Below are 19,736 nucleotides of genomic sequence, written 5' to 3'. Positions count from 1 at the left end.
GATGTGTTTGAATACATTGAGCCGTTCTATAACACCAAGCGCAAGCACACAAACAACGGCATGCTGTCGCCCGTTGACTTCGAAGAAAGACAGCTCAAACTCGAAAAGGCAGGTGTCTAGAAAACTAGGGGCACGTCAGTCGCCCAATATAATGAAGTCCAGTTCGGCGGTCTCAAAGCCAAGGACCTCAAGGTCGAAGGACAATTCCTGCTCGGCCAGAAAGCGCAGCTCTTCTCCAAGTTTGGCTTCATTCCAGGTCCCAAGCTCGGCAATCTTGTTGTCGGCAATGGCGTAGGCCCGACCCTCGGGAGGGCTGAGATGCAAGATACGTACACAAGGCACCTCGGGCATCCCGAGGTCCAGTGCTGCCGCCAGCCGGGCATTCCCGGCAATCATCACATCATCTTCATCGATTAGGATGGGCTGCAGCAATCCGAACTCGCGGATCGACGCGCGCATCCTGCGCATCTTACCAGGCGAGTATTCCCGCGCGGTATTCGGGTCCGGTACAACCCGAGAAGGGGGGAGATGGATCAGATCAAGCGGAGCCAAAGTGTTGGAATGGGGCATGCGGTTCGCCTCTCTTTAAACCGCTCCCATGTCGCTGAACCGCACACCTGCCGTCAAAATCGAAGGTCGATTATTTCTGCGGGTTAACTTTCACTTAGTCCCAAGCGTTCTTGGCCGGAGCATTCCAATCCGCGATCTGGCCCTTGTTGCCCTCCGGTCGGAAGATGCCCATCGCAGCCTGAACCGTCCGACCAAAATCTGTTGAGGGCTCCGTGGAGTCTGGCACACGCCCGAACGTGACCTCCAGCTCGTCGATTGCAAATGCACGTGCAACAGCGCGGGCCACAACGTCTGCCTGCGGGTTGCCGTGGCTGGCAGAGCAAAGGTCTGCAAAGCGGCGCGCGGTATCTGCGGCCGCTTTCGCGCCAGTATGGCGCTCTTCGAGCCCTTAAATCACGTGTTGACTGGCGGCTTTGGCAGGCGGGCTCAGCTTCTTAATTTCTTCAACCGCTTTTCCCAAGTGTGCGGCAATCTCCTCCCAAGCCTTGGTTTCTTCGCGCCAATAGGCCCACAACCTTCTGGGCGCGGCCTCAAAATCGACTTCGAAGTCTGAGTCGAATGCCAGATCAATGCTGTCGCGACTGAGGACGGTTTGTTCTGCGAGAGCTTTTCTACACTTATCAAAGAAAGCCCTCGTTTGGGTCCATTTCATGGCTTGCAAACGTACGGGGCCTCCATCGGTGGGTCTTCCCGCGACGTCTTCGTTTTTCTCTCTACCCATACTAACACCTTGCCCTCGACGGCGCCGTTTTGTCCGAAAACCTCGATTGCGTGAAAAGTGGGATATCCCTGTTCGCAGTACAAGTTTTCTTGCGCAAATCTGTCAGGGTTTGGAGGTATGATACTATTCATATTAAAAATGAGCGCACTAAGTGCCTCGGAAAAGGCCGCATCAGTTCTTAAGAAACCAAACTTCGGATAGCTAATGACTAGAAATCAAGGTTTCTTGAGCTAACCGTAATTTTTAACGGCATTTGCAGACGTAACCGCCCTACAGTGCAGCTCTGAAATCTAAGCGTTAAGCTCGGGCTTGCAGACATTCAAAGCGCAAACTGCGAACCGGACAATGGGCCCTAGGCTGCCTTCCACCCATCAGTAAACATGCTGCGACTGCAGCCCGCATTCCAGACGTTCGGATCAGAGACGAGGGCTGGTCTCGTCAAAGTTCCCTGCGCGCCGAAACCGACTTCCCTTTTCTTTGCCAAAAGCTCAAAAACGTAGGCGACTACAACTTTTATGACGGGCGCGCATGAGTGATGGCTCGAAATCTTTCCGGGTCGGCCTAATCGGAACAGGCCGTATCAGCAATATCTACCTTGAAAATTGTAGCAAGTTTGACGGACTCGAGATCGTCGCCTGCGGCAGTTTGAATCGGGAGGAAAGCCGCGCGAAGGCTACGGAGTTTAAGGTGCCAATGGTTGCGGAGCCGGACCAGATCCTGGCCGACCCTGAAATTGACGCCATACTCAATCTGACGATCCCGGCGGCACATGCCAGGATTAGCCTGGCTGCGCTTGAGGCGGGCAAACATGTCTATTCGGAAAAGCCCTTTGTGACAGAGCTGAGCGACGGACGTCGGATTTTGGACCTTGCGCGGTCTAAGGGGCTTTGCGTTGGTTGTGCGCCGGATACGTTCTTTGGCGGGCGGTGGCAGACCGTTCGCAAGCTTCTGGACCAGAACGCGATCGGCGCGCCCACGGGTGTTGCGGCCTTTGTGCCAACGCATGGGGTTGAGCGGCATCATCCAAACCCCGACTTCTACTATGCGAAAGGCGGCGGCCCGCTTCTGGACCTGGGTCCCTACTATCTTGCCGCAATGGTGTTTTGCCTTGGTCCAATTGCACGTGTCGCTGGCATGTCCCGAAAGACATTTCCCGAACGGATGATCGAAAATGGGCCTCGCCACGGAGAGATGATGCCTGTCGAGGTCGACACCCATTGCTTAAGTCTAATCGAATTCGAAAGCGGTGTTCTCGGTCAAATGATGGTCAGCTTCGACGTTTGGGAAAGCGAAACGCCACGGCTGGAAATTTACGGAACCGAAGGCACGATTTGCATTCCCGACCCCGATCCTGGCGATGGGGCCAACATTTTTCAGGGCGAGGTTTGGCTGCGCACGCGTGCGACATCACGGTGGACCATGCGCCCCCGTCCTGTTGCGCCCGAGAACTGGGAAGTTGCCGAGAACACCCATGGGCTCAACTTTGATGCACGCGGCGCCGGGTTGGCCGAGCTTGCTGCCGCTGCGAAAGACAACCGAGAGCCTCGGGCCAGCGGAGCGTTAGGCTTTCATCTGTGCGAAGTTATGCAAGGGATGCTCGACAGCCCTTGTCTGGGCCGGTTCGTAGACATTCAAAGCACATGCGCTCGTCCGGCGATGCTGCCAGAGACATCCGAGACCGGGCTGAACGTGAACTGGGAGGTGCCGACATGAGTATCGAAACGCTTAGCATTGGGGACCCGTTCTTCACTCTGCGCATTTTGAAGGAAGAGGCGGCTTACCAGATCAAAGGCAAAACAATCGTGTTGAACCTGTCCGACGATCCCATCCGCGTGCGGGAACAAACCTTGGGCGAATTGCAATCGGCCGTGCTGCAGGGCACCGAAGTGCGCGATGTCTCCCATGCCGTCATCGTTGAGAGGTATGCAGACCATGCCGATGGTGAATTACTGATGGCTGAAATTCGCAAAGCCTGGCCCTCGGCCTTCGAGGTGCGTGGCGAGGAACGCTTGCGTGGCATCGAACACTATATGTCACCAAAAGTCTGGGTCGGACAGTTCGGCTTCACGCTGTATCACTCTGCTTCCGTGCCATTGAATGTTGGGCTTCATAAAGACCATGCCTTCTGCCCGGTGCCGGGTTTCCGAGAGGTCCACACGCAGATCATTGGCTTTGGCAAAATGCAGCAATGCCGGAAACGGGACATCGAAACGCTCTATCTCGAAGAACCTATGGCGCCCGGTACAACGCATCGACCGATGTACGATGCGGACGGCAACTATCCTTGGCACCAATTCGAGACCATCACACCTTCTGTCTTCATGGCCGTCGAAATGCTGCCTGAAGGCGCAACACCACCGGAGCTTTAAGTCATGCCTTTGCTTCCTGAGACATTTGACTTCGATGGCCCGTTTCCCCGCTTGGCGCGCCGCTTGCGGCTAGGCGTAGTCGGCGGTGGTCGAATATCCGGCATGCAAGCCACCGCTGCACGGATGACCGACCGGTGGGAGATCGCCGCGGGTGCTTTTTCTTCCGATCCAACCCGCGCCAAGGCCGCCGCCACCGAATGGCATTTGCCCGAAGAGAGGTGCTACCCATCGTTCGGAGAGATGGCACAAGCAGAGGCCGCCAGACCGGACGGTGTCGACGCCGTCATGATCACCACGCCCAACCATGTCCACTTTACCGCTGCCAAGGCCTTTCTTGAGGCGGGCATCAATGTGCTCTGCGACAAGCCGCTGGTGAATGAGGTCGAAGAGGCGGACGCGCTTGTCATGCTGGCCAAACAGGCCGGCTGCGTCTTTGGCGTGTCTTACGTCATGTCTTGTTTTCCGATGATCCGACAGGCCCGCGAGATCGTGGCTGAAGGTGGCATTGGCAAGATCAACCAAATCCATGTCGAGTTCATGCAAGACTGGATGACGCCTCAGGATTCAGGCGATGCGCCCCACGTCAAATGGCGACTTGACCCCGCGAAGTCCGGCCAGACTTCTTGCGTAGGCGATATCGGCACCCATGCTGCCCACGTCGCAAGCTTTGTGAGCCATTTGCCTCTGACGCAGGTACGCGCGGACTTTCACGTCTGCGGCACGCCGAAACCCTTGGAGGACACCTTCTTCGCTTGGACGCGCCATGCGAACGATGTGCCGGGCACATTGATGGCAACCCGGTTGGCCCCGGGAAACCGCGGCGGATTGCGCTTGCGCATCTTTGGCTCTGAAGGTGGCTTGGAGTGGGACCTGGAAGACTGTGATCGTCTGAAGTTCAACCGCTTCGGCGCGCCTGACCAAGTTCTCTCACGCGGTCACGGACACGGGCTCTCATCCCGTACAGAACGCCTGGTGCGCACCGCGCGTGGTTTCCCCGAAGGTATCATCGAAGCCTGGGGCAACCTCTACACCGAATTTGCGATGGCCGTCGCGGCCCGAGCAGATGGTCGAGAGACCCCTGTGACATGGCTCGACATGCCATTGGTCCAAGACGGCGCGACCGGCGTGCGATTCATCGATGCCTGTGTACGCTCCAGCCAATCCGACGCGACTTGGGTTAACATTTAAACGGCCCCAAGCGGACCTTCGACCTGGGTCAAACAATGCTGCGTTTGCAACCTGCTATGCGGACAAAGGTCGGCCAACAGTAAGGTTTGTCGCTGATTATTGACAGGCGTTTGATCTTGGTGACCTTTGCGGCGCGACCAACGCCTAAACACAAGGTTCAGTGCATTTGTATTGTCCTCGCCGCGATCGTGGCCGTGGCCGTCAAATATCGCCGATCGGGAATGGGAGACGGCCTTGCACTCGAACCTTGTTGAACTCGCGCATCCGGGCGAGGACATCAACGCCAAGTTGTCGATAGGCGTCGAGGATATCGACCATCACCCAGTTTTCGCGGATCTTGCCTGCTTCTATGCGCCAGAAGTCGAGTGATTTCATTGTGATCCGCTTGCCCGAGGGCGCGATCCCCATCCAGCCGTCGTGGGTCACCGTCTGTATCATGTTCGGCCAACCGGTGACCGCCGCGTAGTTCCCGTCGCCGAAGAAGTGGTAAGTGATTTCGTCCACGTATTGACCGCGATCGGGCATCGCGTTGAGGAACGGGATCTGATGCCAGTTTCTGAATCCGGCGATGCCCCGCGCGGTGCCGATCCCGGCGGGCCCGTACCAATTTACCCGGTCACTCCAAAACCGGGACATCTCCATCACTTCGGGGCCGCCCTGGCTGGGATGCTTCTTCATGAACTGCAACATCTCGACGATCTGGTTGCAGGACTGCGTGGCGCGCGAGCGATCCCAGGGGCCGGGCACGATACCATCATTGCTCGCGGGGCCCGGGATGCAGAACTCCAGCCCCAGCGACGGGGCCATGGGCCAGGCACCGGCCTGCATCATGACCTCGGGAATGTCCCACAGCGATTGGATTTCGACCACGCGGCCTTCCACGAAGCGGTAGAACTCGTGGAACCGCATATGCGTCAGGTGGCCGGTGGGCGGGATGTCGAGCCATGGCCCGACGAAGGTGCCCATGTAATGGCCGCCGCATCCGATCCAGTTATCTCCGTGCTCGGTGAGCCCACCCATCACGATCCAATCACGGCGCTCGAGATCCGGCATGGCATCAAGCAGCGGGGCGTAGCAGGCGCCATAAAAAGCCTCCGGCCCGGTAAAGTCACCAAGGGGATGGGGCATGTGGACCACGGCATCGGGGGTCAGCAGGTCCGCAAGGGCCGCGCGGACGCGAGCAGGATCAAAGCTGGCCATCGCTTCGCGCAGGGGGGCAATGCGGGCCTTGTTGGCCGTGTGCGGGTCAGTCACCTGCTCGCGGGAGAGCGTATCAAGTTGCACGGGACCCTCCGGTCATGTCTTGCATACGGGCAAGGTCATCGACGCCCAGTTGGCGGTAGATGTCGAGGATATCGGCCATCACCCAGTTCTCCCGGATCAGGCCATCCTTGATGCGCCGGTATTTGTGGTGACGCATGAACACCGGACGCTCCATGTCGGGCATGGCCCGACGAAGCAGCGCGCAAGCCACCTCCCACAAAGCATCGGGACCAGCCATGTCTTTGAACGGGTGGCCGGGGCGGATGCGGGCGTCGGGCGCAAAAAGCTCCTGCAATGCCCCGCGCAGCGGCGCGATCCGCGCCTTGTGCGCGTCGTGGCGGCTCATCCTTTCACCGCTCCCGCTGTCAGGCCCGACACGATCTGGCGCTGGAAGAACAGGATCAGCACAAACAGCGGGGCCGTCGCAGAAACCACTGCGGCAACTGCGTACATCACTTTGCCCTCAACCTGTGTGGTGCCAAGGAACGAGTTGATCGCAGGGATCATCGTCTCGTTCTCGGCGCTTAGCAGCATCGCGGTCACGGTGAAGTCGTTGTATGCCAGCAGGAAGCTGAAAAGCCCCGTGGTGATCACGCCAGGCCACATGACGGGCACGATGACGTGCCAGAACGCCTGAAACCGGGTGCAGCCATCCACCATCGCGCTTTCGTCCATGTCCTTGGGGATATTCAGAAAGAACGAATGCAGCATCCACAGCGTAAAGGGCTGGTTAATCGCCACCAGCACGATGATCGTCGTGGGCAGGTGGCCCCAGATGTTCCATTCGAAGAACGGCAGCAGGTAGCCCGAGACCAGCGTGATATGCGGCATGGCGCGGAATACGAGCGCGGCGATCAGGAGCCAGAATGCGTAGCGGAAGCCCGACCGTGCCAGCGCGTAGCCGCCCAAGGTGCCGAAGGTCAGGGATATAATGACGGTGAACACCACGACGATCCCGGAATTGATGACGTTCTGCCAGAACTCCTCGATCACCCAAGCGCCGAAATAGCCCTGCCCGGTAAACGGGCTTCCTGTTTCGGCAATCGTCTGGGTGCCCCACAGCGCATTGGTCCAATCCGCCTTGGAGAAAAAGTCAGCCTGCACCTTGAAGCTGCCCCAAAAGGTCCAGAGGAACGGGAAGGCAGCGATGAACAGCCATAGACCGACCATCGCAAAGGACACGGCTTTGGCAGGCGTCATACGGGTTTCGGAAGCGGTCGCCATCTCAATGTGCCTTGCGGTTGAAGTCGCGCCAGGTCCGCACCAGCACTGGCGACAAAAGGATCACGACGCCGATGATGGTCAGCATAGATGTGGCTCCAGCGGAACCGTATAGCGGGTTCCCGCTTTCGCGCAGGTCGTTGTAGATGATCCAGCTGAGCGAGCGCGCATGCGCTTCGGCAGAGAAACTGACGATGGGTTCAAACACCCGGAAATTGTCCATCAGCAGCATCAGCGTGACAAAGGACACCAGCGGCATCAGGTGCGGCACCACAACATGTACAGTACGCTCCCACTTGCTGGCCCCGTCGACCTTGGCGGCTTCCAGGATGTCATCTGGCACCGTCTGCAAACCGGCGTAAAACGTGATGAAGCTGAAGGGCAGGGTGTGCCAGATTCCGTAGACGATCAGCATCGTCCATGTCAGCGTGGCGGACGCCTTGAGGCTCAGGTTCGGGTCGTTGAACAGCACCTGGATCGTGGCCCCGATGACGCCATCGCCATCCACCATCCAGAACAGGATCAGCGAGCCGACCAGCGGGGTGACCAGAAACGGCAAGAGCGAGACAAAGATCGACGGCCCCTTTAGCAGCTTTGGCAGCGCGTTGACGCCAAGGGCAATGGCCAGGCCCAACAGGATCACCATAGGTGTGACAATCGCGGTATAGGTCAGCGTGAAGGCCAGCGCGCGGTAAAACGGCAAATCACCCACGACCTTCCAGAACTCGCCAAAACTGTCAGTCTCGGCCCAGGCGACCCCGATTTCGGCAAAGGCCAGATGTGAGCGGTTCAGATATGTTCCCAGCCCGTTGAACCGGCCCAGCGGTGCCTCTTCGCGCAATTTCTCCGTCGCCTCAAGGTCAACGGCGGTCGATTCCTGGCATCCGAAGGGGCCGCAGCTTTTCGACACGACCAGCACCTGTTCGTGCCCCACAAACAGCGACTGGATGAACACCGACACGATCGGCAGCGCGATGAACAATGTCATCGCTGCCAGCGAGGGCAGGATGAACCAGACAAAGGTGCGATGCTTCATGTCGGTGGGCCCGGGTCAGGTCGGAAAACTGTGAGGGGGGCCTTCGAAGGCGTGCCCCCCTCACTCAGGTTGCCTTCAGTATTTACTGAAGGAACCCGGCCTCTTTGGCGGCGGTGACATACGCCGCTTCGACATCCGCCAGCGCCTTTTCGGCGCTTTCGTTGCCTTGCAGGAAGTCCGACAATTCGGCACCCAGTGCATTGTGCAGCAGGCCGATTTGCGGGAGCATCGGATAAGGCGCGGCACCGCCCTGTGCCGTGGCCGAAACGCCTGCGGCAGCGGCGCCGGGCTTGAAGCCTTCGAGCAACCAGACGGCGTCGTCGTTGTTTGCGGCGACCATTTCAGGGGTCAGCGCGCTGGCCAGCGCGGCAAAGGTCGCCTCGGCCTCGGCGTCGGACACGTTGGTCGAAATGGTGAAACCGTCCCACCACAGGGTTGCGCCCGGCACGCCACCCGGCTCGACCGACGGAGCCGCCGACAGAACGGTGTTCGACGTCACCTCTTCGGTTGATCCTTCATCGTCCAGCACGGCGGCACCGCGCGAGCCCCACATGATGCCCAGCGCAGCTTCGCCTGCTTCCCACAGCGCCTGTGTCTCGTTCGAGGCCTGCGTCAGGTGATCGGGATGGGCGTATTCCACCAGTGCTTTCAGGGTGTTGAGCGCTGCGACGCCAGCCTCACCATTGACCATCGGCTCGGCCGTGCCGGGTTTGAAGAACTGGCCGCCATGCGCGAGGAACGCGAGGTTAAAGCTTTCGCCGACGTTCCATCCCGTCTTCATGTTCATGACGATGGGGTATTCCATGATGCCCGCATCGCGGATCGCCTTGGCCGCCGCGATCACCTCGTCATACGTGCCGGGGACGCCACTGACACCCGCCTGTTCCAGGATGTCGGTGCGCGAGAACAGGTGCTGCGAGTTTGCCATGAAGGCAATCGCCATCACGTTGCCGTCGATGTCGATTTTCAGGTTGTCGGGGATGTTTTGCCCGTATTTTTCGACCAGATCGTTCAGCGGGCGCACCAGCCCATCGTTCATCAACTGGGTCAGCGTCGAGTTCGCGACGATGACCGAGGTGTATTCCGCCGGGTTCGGCGTCAGCGCGGCGTTCATGATCTGGCGCGCTTCGGTTGTGTGGTTGCGGGTGAACTCGGCGGCACCCGATGCACAGGCGGCTTCGGCTGCATCTGCGACAGCGTGGATCGCGGGGAAGTCGCTGGCGAGGATGCGGACCGACTGGCCGTCGGGCCCGCAGGCGGCGTGGCCGTCGGCATAGGACGCTGTTGCCATCAGAACGGACATCGCGCCCGCCCACCCCAGATGTTTCATATTCATAGGTCTCTCCCTGTTATTGTGGGTGCGCCTTCGAAACTTGCACCCGGTTATGGTCCGCTTGCGCGGGGTCTGGGCCGCATCATGCCTGGATGCGATCTCCTGTCGTTGCTGAGAATAAATGGCATTGCGAGGCCGGTACGCTGATCGAGACCGGTTGCCCGATGTCTGCGCGATACCCCTTTGCGGCCTTGACCGACACCAGCGCACCGCCAATCCGAACCGAGACCATCGTGGAATCGCCCAAAAGCTCGATCGTGTAGATCGGCGCATTCATCTGGCCTTCACCGTCCACAACCTGGGCATCTTCGGCCCGGAAGCCCAGCGTGACCGGGCCGTCCTGCGCTGCCAGGCCCGCGATCTCTGTCCGTTCGGCGCGAAAGGTGCCGCCTGTCACCTCGCCTTGGATCAGGTTCATCGCGGGATTGCCGATAAAGCTGGCAACAAACGCGTTCGCGGGGCGGTCATAGATCTGGACCGGGGTGCCAACCTGCTGGACCACGCCCTGTTTCATGATCACCACGCGGTCGGCCAGCGTCATCGCCTCGACCTGATCATGGGTGACATAAATCGTGGTGACGGCCAGCTCGTGGCTGAGGTTCTTGATCTGCGCGCGGGTCGAGACGCGCAATTTGGCGTCAAGGTTGGACAGCGGTTCATCCATCAGGAAGACATTGGGCTCGCGCACGATGGCGCGGGCCAGCGCAACCCGTTGTCGCTGCCCGCCCGACAGCTCGGCCGGTCGCCTGTGCAGGAAATCGTCCAGTTCGACCATTGCGCTGGCGCGCCGCACGCGCGCGTCATGTGTGGCCGGGTCGACCTTGCGCACCTTCAGCGGGAAACGGATATTTTCGTAGACATTTTTGTTGGGGTAAAGCGCGTAGCTTTGGAACACCATCGCCACATCCCGTTTCTTGGCATCAAGGTCGTTGACCACCTGGCCGTCGATGATGATCTCGCCCTCGGTCGCGTCTTCCAGCCCCGCGATCATGCGCATGGTCGTGGTCTTGCCACAGCCCGACGGGCCCAGCAGCACCAGGAATTCCTTGTCGGCGATGGTCAGATCGAAATTGTCCACGCCGACAAAGTCGCCCCAACGTTTCCCAACATTGCGAAGCTGGATTTCAGCCATGATCCCCCGACGCGGCAAGTCCCTGCACCCCATCACGCTAGACGGAGCCAGCCATCGCAGATAATGAAATCAATCTATGAGAGATATAAATCAAATTGATTTGAGGCTGATCGACACGACGATCCTTTTGGTGTTTTTGGAAACCATGAGGCAGCGGCAGGCGACGGCTGTTGCGCGCGAAATGGGTTTGACGCAACCGGCCGTCAGCCACGCTTTGAAGCGCCTTCGCAATCTTTATGGGGACCCGCTGTTCCTGCGGCGGGCACATGGCCTTGAGCCGACGGCTCTTGCCCATGAACTGGAACCGAAGGTCCGACGCATTGTCCGATTGCTGACCGAGACCCTCGAAGGCTTGGAAGAGTTCGATCCGAGTTCTGCGGCAACGGATCTGAGGATTGGCGCGTTTGACTTTGAACTCACGGGTGTGATCCCCGAACTGGTGGCCCAATTGCGCACGGCCAGCCCCAACATAAACGTCCATGCCTTCCCATTGCAAAATCGCGACGCGCTTGAGGCGTTAGATCAAGGGCAGATCGACCTTGGCATTGGGTATTTCGACTTTCCGCTGAACAGTGATGCCTCGTTTGTGTCTGAAAGCCTGCATTCCGAGCACTACGTGCTGGCTGGCCGTCGCGACCATCCGATCTTTGCGCAATCGCTGACGTTGGGCCAGGTGGCCGAGGCTCACCACCTTCTTGTCTCTCCTTATGGCGCGAACAGAAACCTCGTTGACCACGCTCTGCATCTGCAGGGCCTAAAAAGGAACATCCAGACCGTTGTGCCATCCTTGTTCGCGGCTTTGTCTATCGTTGAAAATACCGATTTGGTTGTGACATTGCCCAGCCGGATCGCGGCCAACAACGCAGGCCGGTTCAACATCACCCACAGCCCCCTGCCCATTCAAGGGGGAGCCTTTGGAATTCACGCCGTCCGCCACAGGCGCGACGCCACCAATCCGCTGCATATCTGGCTGCTAGAAAAACTGCGGTCCGTCGTCAGGGATCAAGCCGCCGTTGCGACCGAAACCAACTGAGAAATCCAAAACTGACCCCAAATGTGCCCAAGCTAAATTCGAAAACACCGAGCCGGCTCGTTGTGGAAATCCTCTAACATATGACACGTGAAATGATGGACTGAGGTAACCTCATGCATTGGACGCAGTAGGCGTACGTCCGGCTTCCCCGCGTCGAAGCGTTCGAACACGCAAAAGGTCCGCTTTCGCAAATTCATCCGATCGTGTCGCACCTGCCGCGAAGGTCTGCTTTCCGCCCTTTGCCCAACATCTCGAAGCGCAGCATTAGGTAAGTTCGGGCTCTTTCCCGGCCTTATCTGCACGATGAACGGATGGCCTCTACGGCTTATGATCAAGTCGGATCCCTAAGGTGGACTCCAGGCGACGCATTCTTGGATCATTTGAGTCTTGGTTTTCCCTGCAACTGACGCCAAATTCCCTTCTTGGATGTTTAGGGAAATTCTACGCATGCCATTGTTTAAACAACGGAAATTCCACGCCCATACGCTTAAGAAGTCCAGAAGCCCCGGAATTTCCCTGTAAATCGGCCCAAAACAGGGAATTTCCACTGAGACAGGATCGCTGCAGACTGCCACCCCTGCCACCTTCATCGACAATTGGTTAATGACCATGTGCTTGTGCCTTATCGAGGCCCGCTCGCGCGACCTGAAAGTGCTGTGGCTGCAAGGCACTTCGCGCACTCATGATAAGTGTGTAAAGCAAAATAGACATTGAAACTGTCATCTATACAGGACATAGTGTCACCTGTCCGTCCTCTCTGCCAGAGAGTCGCCAGGCGGGTTTCCATCGGTTCGGGGTGCTGTCCCTGGTCCTGTTGCAACCTATTGGATGACGGAGGGACATACATGTCCGACGATCCCGATAAAGTATGGCCCACCGGCTTGACGATCAAAGAAGCTGAGGAAGTCCACAGCTACATCATCGACGGCACCCGGGTCTTTGGCGCAATTGCGCTTCTCGCACACATCCTGGTGGCGGTTTCCACGCCCTGGCTCGGATAACGGAGGCCCACGATGAACAATTCGAAACTGTGGCTTGTCGTGAACCCGACCGTGGGTATCCCGATTTTCCTCGGCGCCGTCGCCGTCAGCTCGTTCGCGGTGCACCTTGCCGTGGTCAGCACGACCGACATCGTTGAAAACTACCACATGGGCAAAGAGCAGACGGACAGCGCGTTCCTGGTTCCCGGCCTTGGCAGCGACAAAGAAGAGACGGCCAAGGTCGCCTTCATAGCGCCTGTCATCCCCGGCAACAGCGCCGAGCCGATGCTCGTGGTGCTCCCGGACGGATCCACCGCACGTGTGGTGATCGACGAGGTGTCCAAGACGAGCTACACGCCGGCGCTGCCGGAGCTCTGACGGACCGCGATCCGTTGCAAGATACCTGTGCGCGCCGCCGGTCTCCCGCGCGGCGCGCGCATCCCTCGGACAAAGACCTCATTCTGACCTAAGCGGCGATCGATGTTCAGCTTGCGTGCATTCCTGGTTTCCAATCTGGCGCGGATCCGCCCAGAATGGTTGCCCTTTGCCGAAGCTGCCTCCGCCGAGGTCCCCCTCAGCCGGCTGTTGCGGCTGTCGCTCTTTCAGGTCACCGTCGGCATGGCGCTGGTGCTCCTGGTAGGCACGCTCAACCGCGTGATGATCGTCGAGCTGAATGTGCCGGCGACCATCGTTGCGGTGATGCTGGCGCTGCCGCTCCTCTTTGCCCCGTTCCGCGCGTTGATCGGCCATCGCAGCGACGGACACCGCTCCGCGCTCGGGCTGCGCCGCATCCCCTACATCTGGAAAGGCACGATGCTGCAATTCGGCGGCTTTGCCATCATGCCGTTTGCGCTGCTTGTCCTGTCGGGCTTTGGCGAGGCGGCCGAGGCGCCGCGCTGGATTGGCTACGCTTCCGCCGCCTTGGCATTCCTCCTGGTGGGCGCGGGCGTGCACATGGTGCAGACCGTCGGGCTGGCGCTCGCCACCGACCTCGTGCGCGAGGAAGACCAGCCGAACGTCGTCGGCCTGATGTATGTGATGCTGCTGGTCGGCATGATCGGCGCCGCCTTTGTGTTCGGCGCGCTGCTCGAGGAGTATTCGCCCGCGCGGCTGATCCAGGTGATCCAGGGCGCCGCCGTGGTGACCATCGCGCTCAACGGCGCGGCCCTGTGGAAGCAGGAGGCGCGCAACCGCGAACGCGCGATGCGCCCCCCGCCGGTCGAGCCCTTTGGCCAGGCCTGGGCCAGGCTGATGCGCGCCAGCGGCGCAACGCGGCTTTTGACGGTGATCGGGCTTGGCACCTTCGGCTTTGCCATGGCCGATGTCCTGCTGGAGCCCTACGGCGGGCAGGTGCTCGCCATGAGCGTGGCGGAGACGACGCGCCTGACGGCGGTGCTCGCGCTTGGCACGCTTGGCGGATTTGCGTTTGCCAGCCGGTACCTCAGCCGCGGCGGGTGCCCGGTACGCATGGCCTGGATCGGCGCTGCGATCGGCGTGCCGGCGTTCGGCGCGATCACGCTGTCGGTGGGCCCCGGCTCGGTCTGGGCCTTTACCGCGGCAGTCTTTGCCGCCGGCATCGGCGCCGGGCTCTTTGGCCACGGCACCCTGACGGCGACGATGCGCGCCGCCCCGCGCGGCCAGATCGGCCTTGCGCTCGGAGCATGGGGCGCAGTGCAAGCGACCGCTGCCGGCCTCGCCGTGGCGTCGGGCGGCATCGCGCGTGATCTCATTCTGGCGTTGCCCGGCGAGACCGCCGCGCACGTTCCATACGTTCCCGTCTTTGCTGCTGAGATGCTGTGTCTCGCGGTGGCTGTGGCGGTGCTTCATCCCCTGCGGCGCGGTGCTGGACGACAGGCGCGGGCGGCTTATGTCAAATAGCACGGTTCGGGAGGCAGGGTGCCACGTCTGCCCGCAGCTTGTGCAACTATACCGGCCGTCAGGTGACCGGCCGCAGCACCTTAAGGAGGGATCATGACCACGATCATCACGCGCCTTTACCCCGACACCGCGAGCGCCGACCAGGTGGCGGCGAGCCTGAGCGACGCAGGTGTGCGCCAGGCCGACATGGACGTCATCGCGCCGAGCGACACCGCGCGCGCCGAGATGGCCGCGGCCCGCGTCGCGGACGACAAGGCGGACGCCTACAACGACCACCTGAGCGGCTCCCGGCGGCTGGTCGTCGTGCGCGCGCCGTTCAACCCGATCGGCATCGCGCGCCGCGCCATGGGCATCGTGGACGGCACCTCCTCTCTGGACGTGGGACTTGCGAGCGAGGACCAGTACATCGCGGAGACGGCGGACCACGACCTCTTTAACAGCACGTCGATCCTCAAGGATCACCCGCTGATGCTGTCCTCGGACATGGCCCGCCCCGGCTGGTCGCAGCGCAAGGGCCTGCAATCGGCCAAGTTCGGGATGCGCATGCTCAGCAAGCGCAAGAAAAAGACGTCCGCCAGCTCCAAGGGCGGCAACAACTTCCCTGGCAAGAAGATCATCCGCTCAAGCAAGCACTCGGTGATCGAGGGCGGCGGGCACCCCTTCTCGAACGCGCTCGGCATCCCGCTTCTCAGCTACAAGGTGTCGTCCATCCCCGGCGACAAGACCATCCAGGGCACGATCACCAAACCGAACGTCAGCTGAGCTGAACCGCAGCTGCAAAAAGGGCGGCGACACTCTCGCCGCCCTTTGTCGTGGCCTCGAGGCAAACCCGCCAGACTGAGGCAGCACGGCGGCTCTTGAACCACCCCGCCCGGGCGCGTATGTGCCTCGGGTGCAAAGAGGGAAACGCGCGGCATGGCCAATCCGCTTCAGTTCATTCAGCAAGTCCGCTCCGAGGTCTCCAAGGTCGTTTGGCCGACCCGGCGCGAGGTACTTTTGACCACCGTCATGGTGTTCATCATGGCGGCGCTCTGCGCGCTCTTCTTCGGACTTGTGGACCTCGGCATCCGCAGCGGCCTGCAGGCGGTGCTGAGCATGTTCAATTAGGTTCCTGCTTGATCCGCGCTGCGGCGCGGGGTAACAGGCTGGGAAACGGCGCGCAGGGGAAACCTGGCGCGCCTTTGTGTTTCTGGCGCACGCAGAAAGGGCAAGCGGCATGGCAAAGCGGTGGTATTCGGTCAGCGTCCTGTCGAACTTCGAAAAGAAGATCGCCGAGAAGATTCGCACCTCGGTCGTGGAGCAGGGGCTCGAGGAGGACATCGAAGAGGTGCTGGTCCCGACCGAAGAGGTCATCGAGATCCGCCGCGGCAAGAAAGTCACCGCCGAGCGGCGCTTCATGCCCGGCTACGTGCTGGTGCGCATGGAGATGTCCGATCAGGGCTATCACCTGATCAATTCCATCGACCGGGTTACCGGCTTTCTTGGCCCGCAGGGCCGCCCGATGCCGATGCGCGACGCCGAAGTGCAGCAAATCCTCGGCCGTGTGCAAGAGGGTGAGGAAGCGCCGAAGCTGATGATCTCCTTCGAGATCGGCGAAAAGGTCAAGGTCAACGACGGCCCGTTCGAGGACTTCGACGGCATGGTCGAGGAGGTCGACGACGACAACCAGCGCCTCAAGGTCACCGTGTCGATCTTTGGCCGCGAAACGCCCGTCGAGCTCGAATTCACGCAAGTGACCAAGCAGGGTTAAGTTGCGCCTTTCCCCACGGAGGCACCTAAGTCCAGTCCTGAAGAAAGCGATGTGCACGCGCCGGCCCGAGGGGTGGCGCATTGCGCCGCCGGTTTTGCCGAAGGCAAACCTTCGGTTTGACGGGGGCGGGTCGGCGCGGCCTGACAGTGCCTGTCAGGCGGGCACTTTGGTCTAAGCGAAATTTAGCAGGGTCAAATTTCGCGCTCTCAAGAGGCGATCCAAGGCCCCAGCCTCTAAAGCCCCAGCGCCTCTTTCCGCGCCCGCGCGAGCCCCTGCACGATCCTATCTGCGACAAAGGCGAGGATCGCCATGGCCGCCCCCGCAGACAGACCCAGTCCCACATCCGCTTGACCCAGCGCCAGATAGATCGACTGGCCGAGCCCTGTCGTCCCGATCAGCGCCGCGATCACCAGCATCGCAAAGGCGTAAAGGATCGTCTGGTTGAGCCCCAGAAGGATCGTCGGAATGGCGTAGGGCGCGCGCACGTCGCGCATCGTCTGCCACGGGGTCGCGCCTGACGCGACAGCGGCATCGAGCAACTCGGACGGCGTCTGCGTCAGCCCCTCGCGCGTGTAGCGGATCATCGGCACGATGGCGTAAGCGATGATCGCCAGAAAAGCAGAGAACTCTCCGATCTGAAAGAACATCAGCACCGGGATCAGGAACACGAAAAGGGGGATCGTCTGCAGCATGTCGCAGACCGGGCGCAGGATGGTCCACGCGACCGTGCTGACCGCTCCGAGCCACCCAAGCAGACCGCCGAGCAGCGCACAGGCCACAACGGCGGCACTGCACAGATAGAGCGAGAGCAAGGCGCGCTCTCCGAGGCCCGCGACAAAGATCGACAGCACCAAGAGCAAGGCAACGAGGGTGAATCGCCCGCCAACCGCCGTGAACGTGGCCGCGCCGATCCCGACAAGGACAAGCGGCCAAGGCAGATTGGCGATACCAGTCTCCAGCACCAAACCGCCCAGAACAACCGCCAGGGCCATACCGCCACGCCCCGACCACCACAGGAGGCCTGCAAGTCCAAGCGCCGCGGCATATAGCGTCCAGCTCATCGCAGCCGTCCAGACAAAACCCCAGGTGAACGGCAGCACCGCCTGGTCGAGCCCGATCCTGAGCGGCAGGAGGCCGTAGAACATCGCCGTGTTCTTTACGGTGTCGAGCGTCGTGCCGTAGCTGGCCGTGAACGCGCTCACTGCACTGTCGACAGCCTCCGCCGAGGTGTCGAAGAGCGTGTATTGCGACGGGTCCGCGTTCCAGAACACCACGGCTCCCACCGCGCCGAGCACCAGCAAGGTGTAGGCCACCCGCGGGTCGTGCCGCGCCGGTTCGGACGTGAGCGTGCCGCTGTAGCGGTCGATGATGACGGCAAAGATAACCACCACCAGTCCCGCGAGGAACGCCTGACCAAAGAGCGCCTTGCGCATGGTCAAGAGGACCTCCCACCCGATGTCGTCGAACCCGCCGATCACGGCTGCGATGATGACCATCGAGAGCGCGGCCATAAGGCTCTGGTTCACGCCCACCATGATCTGACGCAGGCCCGCCGGCAGCTCGACCTGGAACAGCTGCTGCCGCCGCGTGCCGCCGGACATGATCGCGGCCTCCTTGATCTCCGGGTCGATCCGTTCGAGCGCGAGCAGCACGTTGCGCGCCATCGGCGGCGCAGCGTAGATCGCCGAGGCGATCAGGCCGACCACGGGGCCAAAGCCAAAGAGCAGGAGCAGCGGCGTGAGGTAGGCAAAGGTCGGCACGGTCTGCATAGCATCGAGCGTTGCCTGGATCGGCGCCTTGAGCCGAGGCAGCTCGTAAGCCGCGAGGCCAATCGCCAGCCCTAATGCGAGCGCCAGCGGGACGGAGACAAAGACCAGCGCAAGCGTGTTCATCCCCTCGCTCCAGTAGCCGGAGGCGACGACGAACCCGAGGCCAAGCGCGCCAAGCGCGGCGAGCCGCCAGCCGCCCAGATGCCAGCCAAGCGCCGCAACCGCGCCGATCACCATCGGCCAGGGCAGGGCGCTCAGCAGCGTCTGAAGCCAGGACATCGGGAAATCCAGAAGCCAGCTCACCCCGCGCGCGGCGGGCTTGATGAAGTTCAGAACTGCTTCCGCCCCGGTCCCGACCCAGTCGGTCAGCGGCAACGTCAGGGCGGTTGGCCAGGAGATAAGCCATGGCGCAAAGGGCTCGGCAAGGATGCAGACGGCGGCAACCAGCAGCACCAGCCACGCCGCGCGGGCGCGGTCGGTCCGGGGCAGGAGGTCAGACCTGTCAGGCATCCGGGCGCAGCGCCGCCGCCAGATCGCGCGGATGGACCTGGCCGATGATCTCTCCGGCGCTGTTTTGCACCGGCACCGGGTCAAAGCCGCGGCAACAGACCCCCAGCGCCTCATCGAGCGTCATGTCGGTGCGGATCGCCTCGCCCGAAGCGCCTTGTGCGGGCTGCATGATCGTCTCGACCCGCGCGTGCTGGCCGCGTGCGACGTCTCTTGAGAACTCGCGCACATAATCGTCGGCGGGGGTCAGCACGATCTCGGTCGGGGTGCCGATCTGCACGATCTGCCCGTCGCGCATGATCGCGATGCGGTCGGCCAGCTTCAGCGCCTCGGCGATGTCGTGGGTGATAAAGACGATGGTCTTTTGCAGCTTGGCCTGGATGTTCAGAAACGTATCCTGCAGCTGGCGGCGAATGAGCGGGTCGAGCGCGGAGAACGGCTCGTCGAGAAACCAGATGTCGGGGTTGACCGCGAGCGAGCGGGCGATGCCGACGCGCTGGCGTTGACCGCCCGAGAGCTGACGCGGATAGGCGTCGTCGCGCCCCTCGAGGTCTACCATCCTGAGGACTTCGGCAGCGCGCGCCAGACGCTCGGGTTTGGAGGCGCCCTGCATCTTGAGCGGAAAGGCGACGTTCTCGGCCACGCTCATATGCGGAAAAAGGCCGAAGTGCTGGAAAACCATGCCCAGCTTGTCGCGGCGCAGCTCGGTCATGCGCGCCTTGGACGCCTTGAGGATGTCTTCCCCCTCAAGGTGGATTTGTCCGGCTGTCGGCTCCGACAGGCGCGACAGGCACCGGATCAGCGTCGATTTGCCGGACCCCGAGAGGCCCATGATGACAAAGAGCTCGCCGGGTTTGACGTCGAACGACACGCCTCCGACGCCCGGTATCAAGCCCTGTGCGCGCAAGTCAGCGCAGCGGCTGGCGGCGTCCCCCGAGGTGGCAGAAAGGGCGCGCGCGGCGCCCTCTCCAAAGACCATCCACAGA

Annotated in this window: 21 protein-coding genes; 11 read left to right on the top strand and 10 right to left on the bottom strand. The window is 61.2% G+C overall.

Features of this window, described 5'->3' with window-relative positions; all coding sequences use genetic code 11:
* On the top strand, window positions 1–120 hold a 120-nt coding region (locus tag ACU0B3_RS01095), incomplete at its 5' end, for an IS3 family transposase (RefSeq protein ID WP_446258962.1).
* A gap of 15 nt (window positions 121–135) precedes the next feature.
* Here the strand turns inward: ACU0B3_RS01095 and ACU0B3_RS01090 are convergent.
* Together ACU0B3_RS01090 and ACU0B3_RS01085 are read right to left on the bottom strand one after the other, a co-directional pair.
* A complete protein-coding gene (locus ACU0B3_RS01090) occupies window positions 136–570 on the bottom strand; it encodes a ParB/Srx family N-terminal domain-containing protein (RefSeq protein WP_446258954.1) in 435 nt (144 codons plus the stop codon).
* Window positions 571–958: 388 nt separating this feature from the next.
* Window positions 959–1,222, bottom strand: a complete 264-nt coding sequence (locus tag ACU0B3_RS01085; RefSeq protein WP_446258953.1) for a hypothetical protein — start codon at window positions 1,220–1,222, stop codon at window positions 959–961.
* Window positions 1,223–1,819: 597 nt separating this feature from the next.
* On the opposite strand from ACU0B3_RS01085, the gene ACU0B3_RS01080 reads away from it, so the two are divergent.
* From ACU0B3_RS01080 to ACU0B3_RS01070, 3 genes are read left to right on the top strand one after another with little or no spacing between them, the layout of a single operon-like run.
* Window positions 1,820–3,004: a Gfo/Idh/MocA family protein gene (locus tag ACU0B3_RS01080; RefSeq protein ID WP_446258952.1), complete on the top strand. Its 1,185-nt coding sequence runs from the start codon at window positions 1,820–1,822 to the stop codon at window positions 3,002–3,004.
* Window positions 3,001–3,660 (top strand): hypothetical protein, encoded by a 660-nt coding sequence (locus ACU0B3_RS01075; protein ID WP_446258951.1) that lies wholly within the window; start codon window positions 3,001–3,003, stop codon window positions 3,658–3,660. The genes ACU0B3_RS01080 and ACU0B3_RS01075 overlap by 4 nt, the downstream gene beginning before the upstream one ends.
* 3 nt (window positions 3,661–3,663) lie before the next feature.
* Window positions 3,664–4,848, top strand: coding sequence for a Gfo/Idh/MocA family protein (locus ACU0B3_RS01070; protein ID WP_446258950.1), 1,185 nt, complete (start codon window positions 3,664–3,666; stop codon window positions 4,846–4,848).
* 201 nt (window positions 4,849–5,049) lie between these two features.
* On the opposite strand, the gene ACU0B3_RS01065 is transcribed toward ACU0B3_RS01070, so the two are convergent.
* The 6 genes from ACU0B3_RS01065 to ACU0B3_RS01040 all read right to left on the bottom strand — a co-directional run bounded on the left by ACU0B3_RS01065 (window position 5,050) and on the right by ACU0B3_RS01040 (window position 10,833).
* Window positions 5,050–6,048, bottom strand: a complete 999-nt coding sequence (locus ACU0B3_RS01065) for an ester cyclase (protein WP_446258961.1) — start codon at window positions 6,046–6,048, stop codon at window positions 5,050–5,052.
* Between the two features lie 73 nt (window positions 6,049–6,121).
* Window positions 6,122–6,457, bottom strand: a complete 336-nt coding sequence (locus ACU0B3_RS01060) for a hypothetical protein (RefSeq protein WP_446258949.1) — start codon at window positions 6,455–6,457, stop codon at window positions 6,122–6,124.
* Window positions 6,454–7,335 (bottom strand): carbohydrate ABC transporter permease, encoded by an 882-nt coding sequence (locus tag ACU0B3_RS01055; protein WP_446258948.1) that lies wholly within the window; start codon window positions 7,333–7,335, stop codon window positions 6,454–6,456. Before ACU0B3_RS01055 ends, ACU0B3_RS01060 begins: the two co-directional genes overlap by 4 nt.
* 1 nt (window position 7,336) lies before the next feature.
* Window positions 7,337–8,368, bottom strand: coding sequence for a carbohydrate ABC transporter permease (locus tag ACU0B3_RS01050; RefSeq protein ID WP_446258947.1), 1,032 nt, complete (start codon window positions 8,366–8,368; stop codon window positions 7,337–7,339).
* A gap of 82 nt (window positions 8,369–8,450) precedes the next feature.
* Window positions 8,451–9,704: an ABC transporter substrate-binding protein gene (locus ACU0B3_RS01045; RefSeq protein ID WP_446258946.1), complete on the bottom strand. Its 1,254-nt coding sequence runs from the start codon at window positions 9,702–9,704 to the stop codon at window positions 8,451–8,453.
* 79 nt (window positions 9,705–9,783) lie between these two features.
* On the bottom strand, window positions 9,784–10,833 hold the full coding sequence (locus ACU0B3_RS01040) for an ABC transporter ATP-binding protein (RefSeq protein ID WP_446258945.1): 1,050 nt from the start codon (window positions 10,831–10,833) through the stop codon (window positions 9,784–9,786).
* 100 nt (window positions 10,834–10,933) lie between these two features.
* Here ACU0B3_RS01040 and ACU0B3_RS01035 point away from each other — a divergent pair, with 100 nt between their 5' ends.
* From ACU0B3_RS01035 to nusG, 7 genes are all read left to right on the top strand, one after another.
* Window positions 10,934–11,866: a LysR family transcriptional regulator gene (locus ACU0B3_RS01035; RefSeq protein WP_446258944.1), complete on the top strand. Its 933-nt coding sequence runs from the start codon at window positions 10,934–10,936 to the stop codon at window positions 11,864–11,866.
* A gap of 845 nt (window positions 11,867–12,711) precedes the next feature.
* Window positions 12,712–12,867: a light-harvesting antenna LH1, beta subunit gene (gene pufB / locus ACU0B3_RS01030; RefSeq protein ID WP_446258943.1), complete on the top strand. Its 156-nt coding sequence runs from the start codon at window positions 12,712–12,714 to the stop codon at window positions 12,865–12,867.
* Window positions 12,868–12,879: 12 nt separating this feature from the next.
* On the top strand, window positions 12,880–13,224 hold the full coding sequence (locus ACU0B3_RS01025; RefSeq protein WP_446258942.1) for a light-harvesting protein: 345 nt from the start codon (window positions 12,880–12,882) through the stop codon (window positions 13,222–13,224).
* Window positions 13,225–13,326: 102 nt separating this feature from the next.
* A complete protein-coding gene (locus ACU0B3_RS01020; protein ID WP_446258941.1) occupies window positions 13,327–14,724 on the top strand; it encodes a PucC family protein in 1,398 nt (465 codons plus the stop codon).
* Between the two features lie 93 nt (window positions 14,725–14,817).
* Window positions 14,818–15,486 (top strand): hypothetical protein, encoded by a 669-nt coding sequence (locus tag ACU0B3_RS01015; protein ID WP_446258940.1) that lies wholly within the window; start codon window positions 14,818–14,820, stop codon window positions 15,484–15,486.
* A gap of 153 nt (window positions 15,487–15,639) precedes the next feature.
* Complete coding sequence (secE, locus tag ACU0B3_RS01010; RefSeq protein ID WP_446258939.1) at window positions 15,640–15,831, top strand: preprotein translocase subunit SecE; 192 nt, start codon at window positions 15,640–15,642, stop codon at window positions 15,829–15,831.
* Between the two features lie 109 nt (window positions 15,832–15,940).
* Complete coding sequence (nusG, locus tag ACU0B3_RS01005) at window positions 15,941–16,474, top strand: transcription termination/antitermination protein NusG (protein ID WP_446258938.1); 534 nt, start codon at window positions 15,941–15,943, stop codon at window positions 16,472–16,474.
* A 233-nt stretch (window positions 16,475–16,707) separates the two neighbouring features.
* Here nusG and ACU0B3_RS01000 read toward each other — a convergent pair whose 3' ends face one another.
* Complete coding sequence (locus ACU0B3_RS01000; RefSeq protein WP_446258937.1) at window positions 16,708–18,753, bottom strand: ABC transporter permease; 2,046 nt, start codon at window positions 18,751–18,753, stop codon at window positions 16,708–16,710.
* Window positions 18,746–19,729, bottom strand: a complete 984-nt coding sequence (locus tag ACU0B3_RS00995; protein WP_446258960.1) for a quaternary amine ABC transporter ATP-binding protein — start codon at window positions 19,727–19,729, stop codon at window positions 18,746–18,748. The genes ACU0B3_RS01000 and ACU0B3_RS00995 overlap by 8 nt, the downstream gene beginning before the upstream one ends.
* Window positions 19,730–19,736: the final 7 nt, after the last annotated feature.

This window comes from Pseudaestuariivita sp. (assembly GCF_052825805.1).
This window is presented reverse-complemented; position numbering and strand designations above follow the sequence as displayed.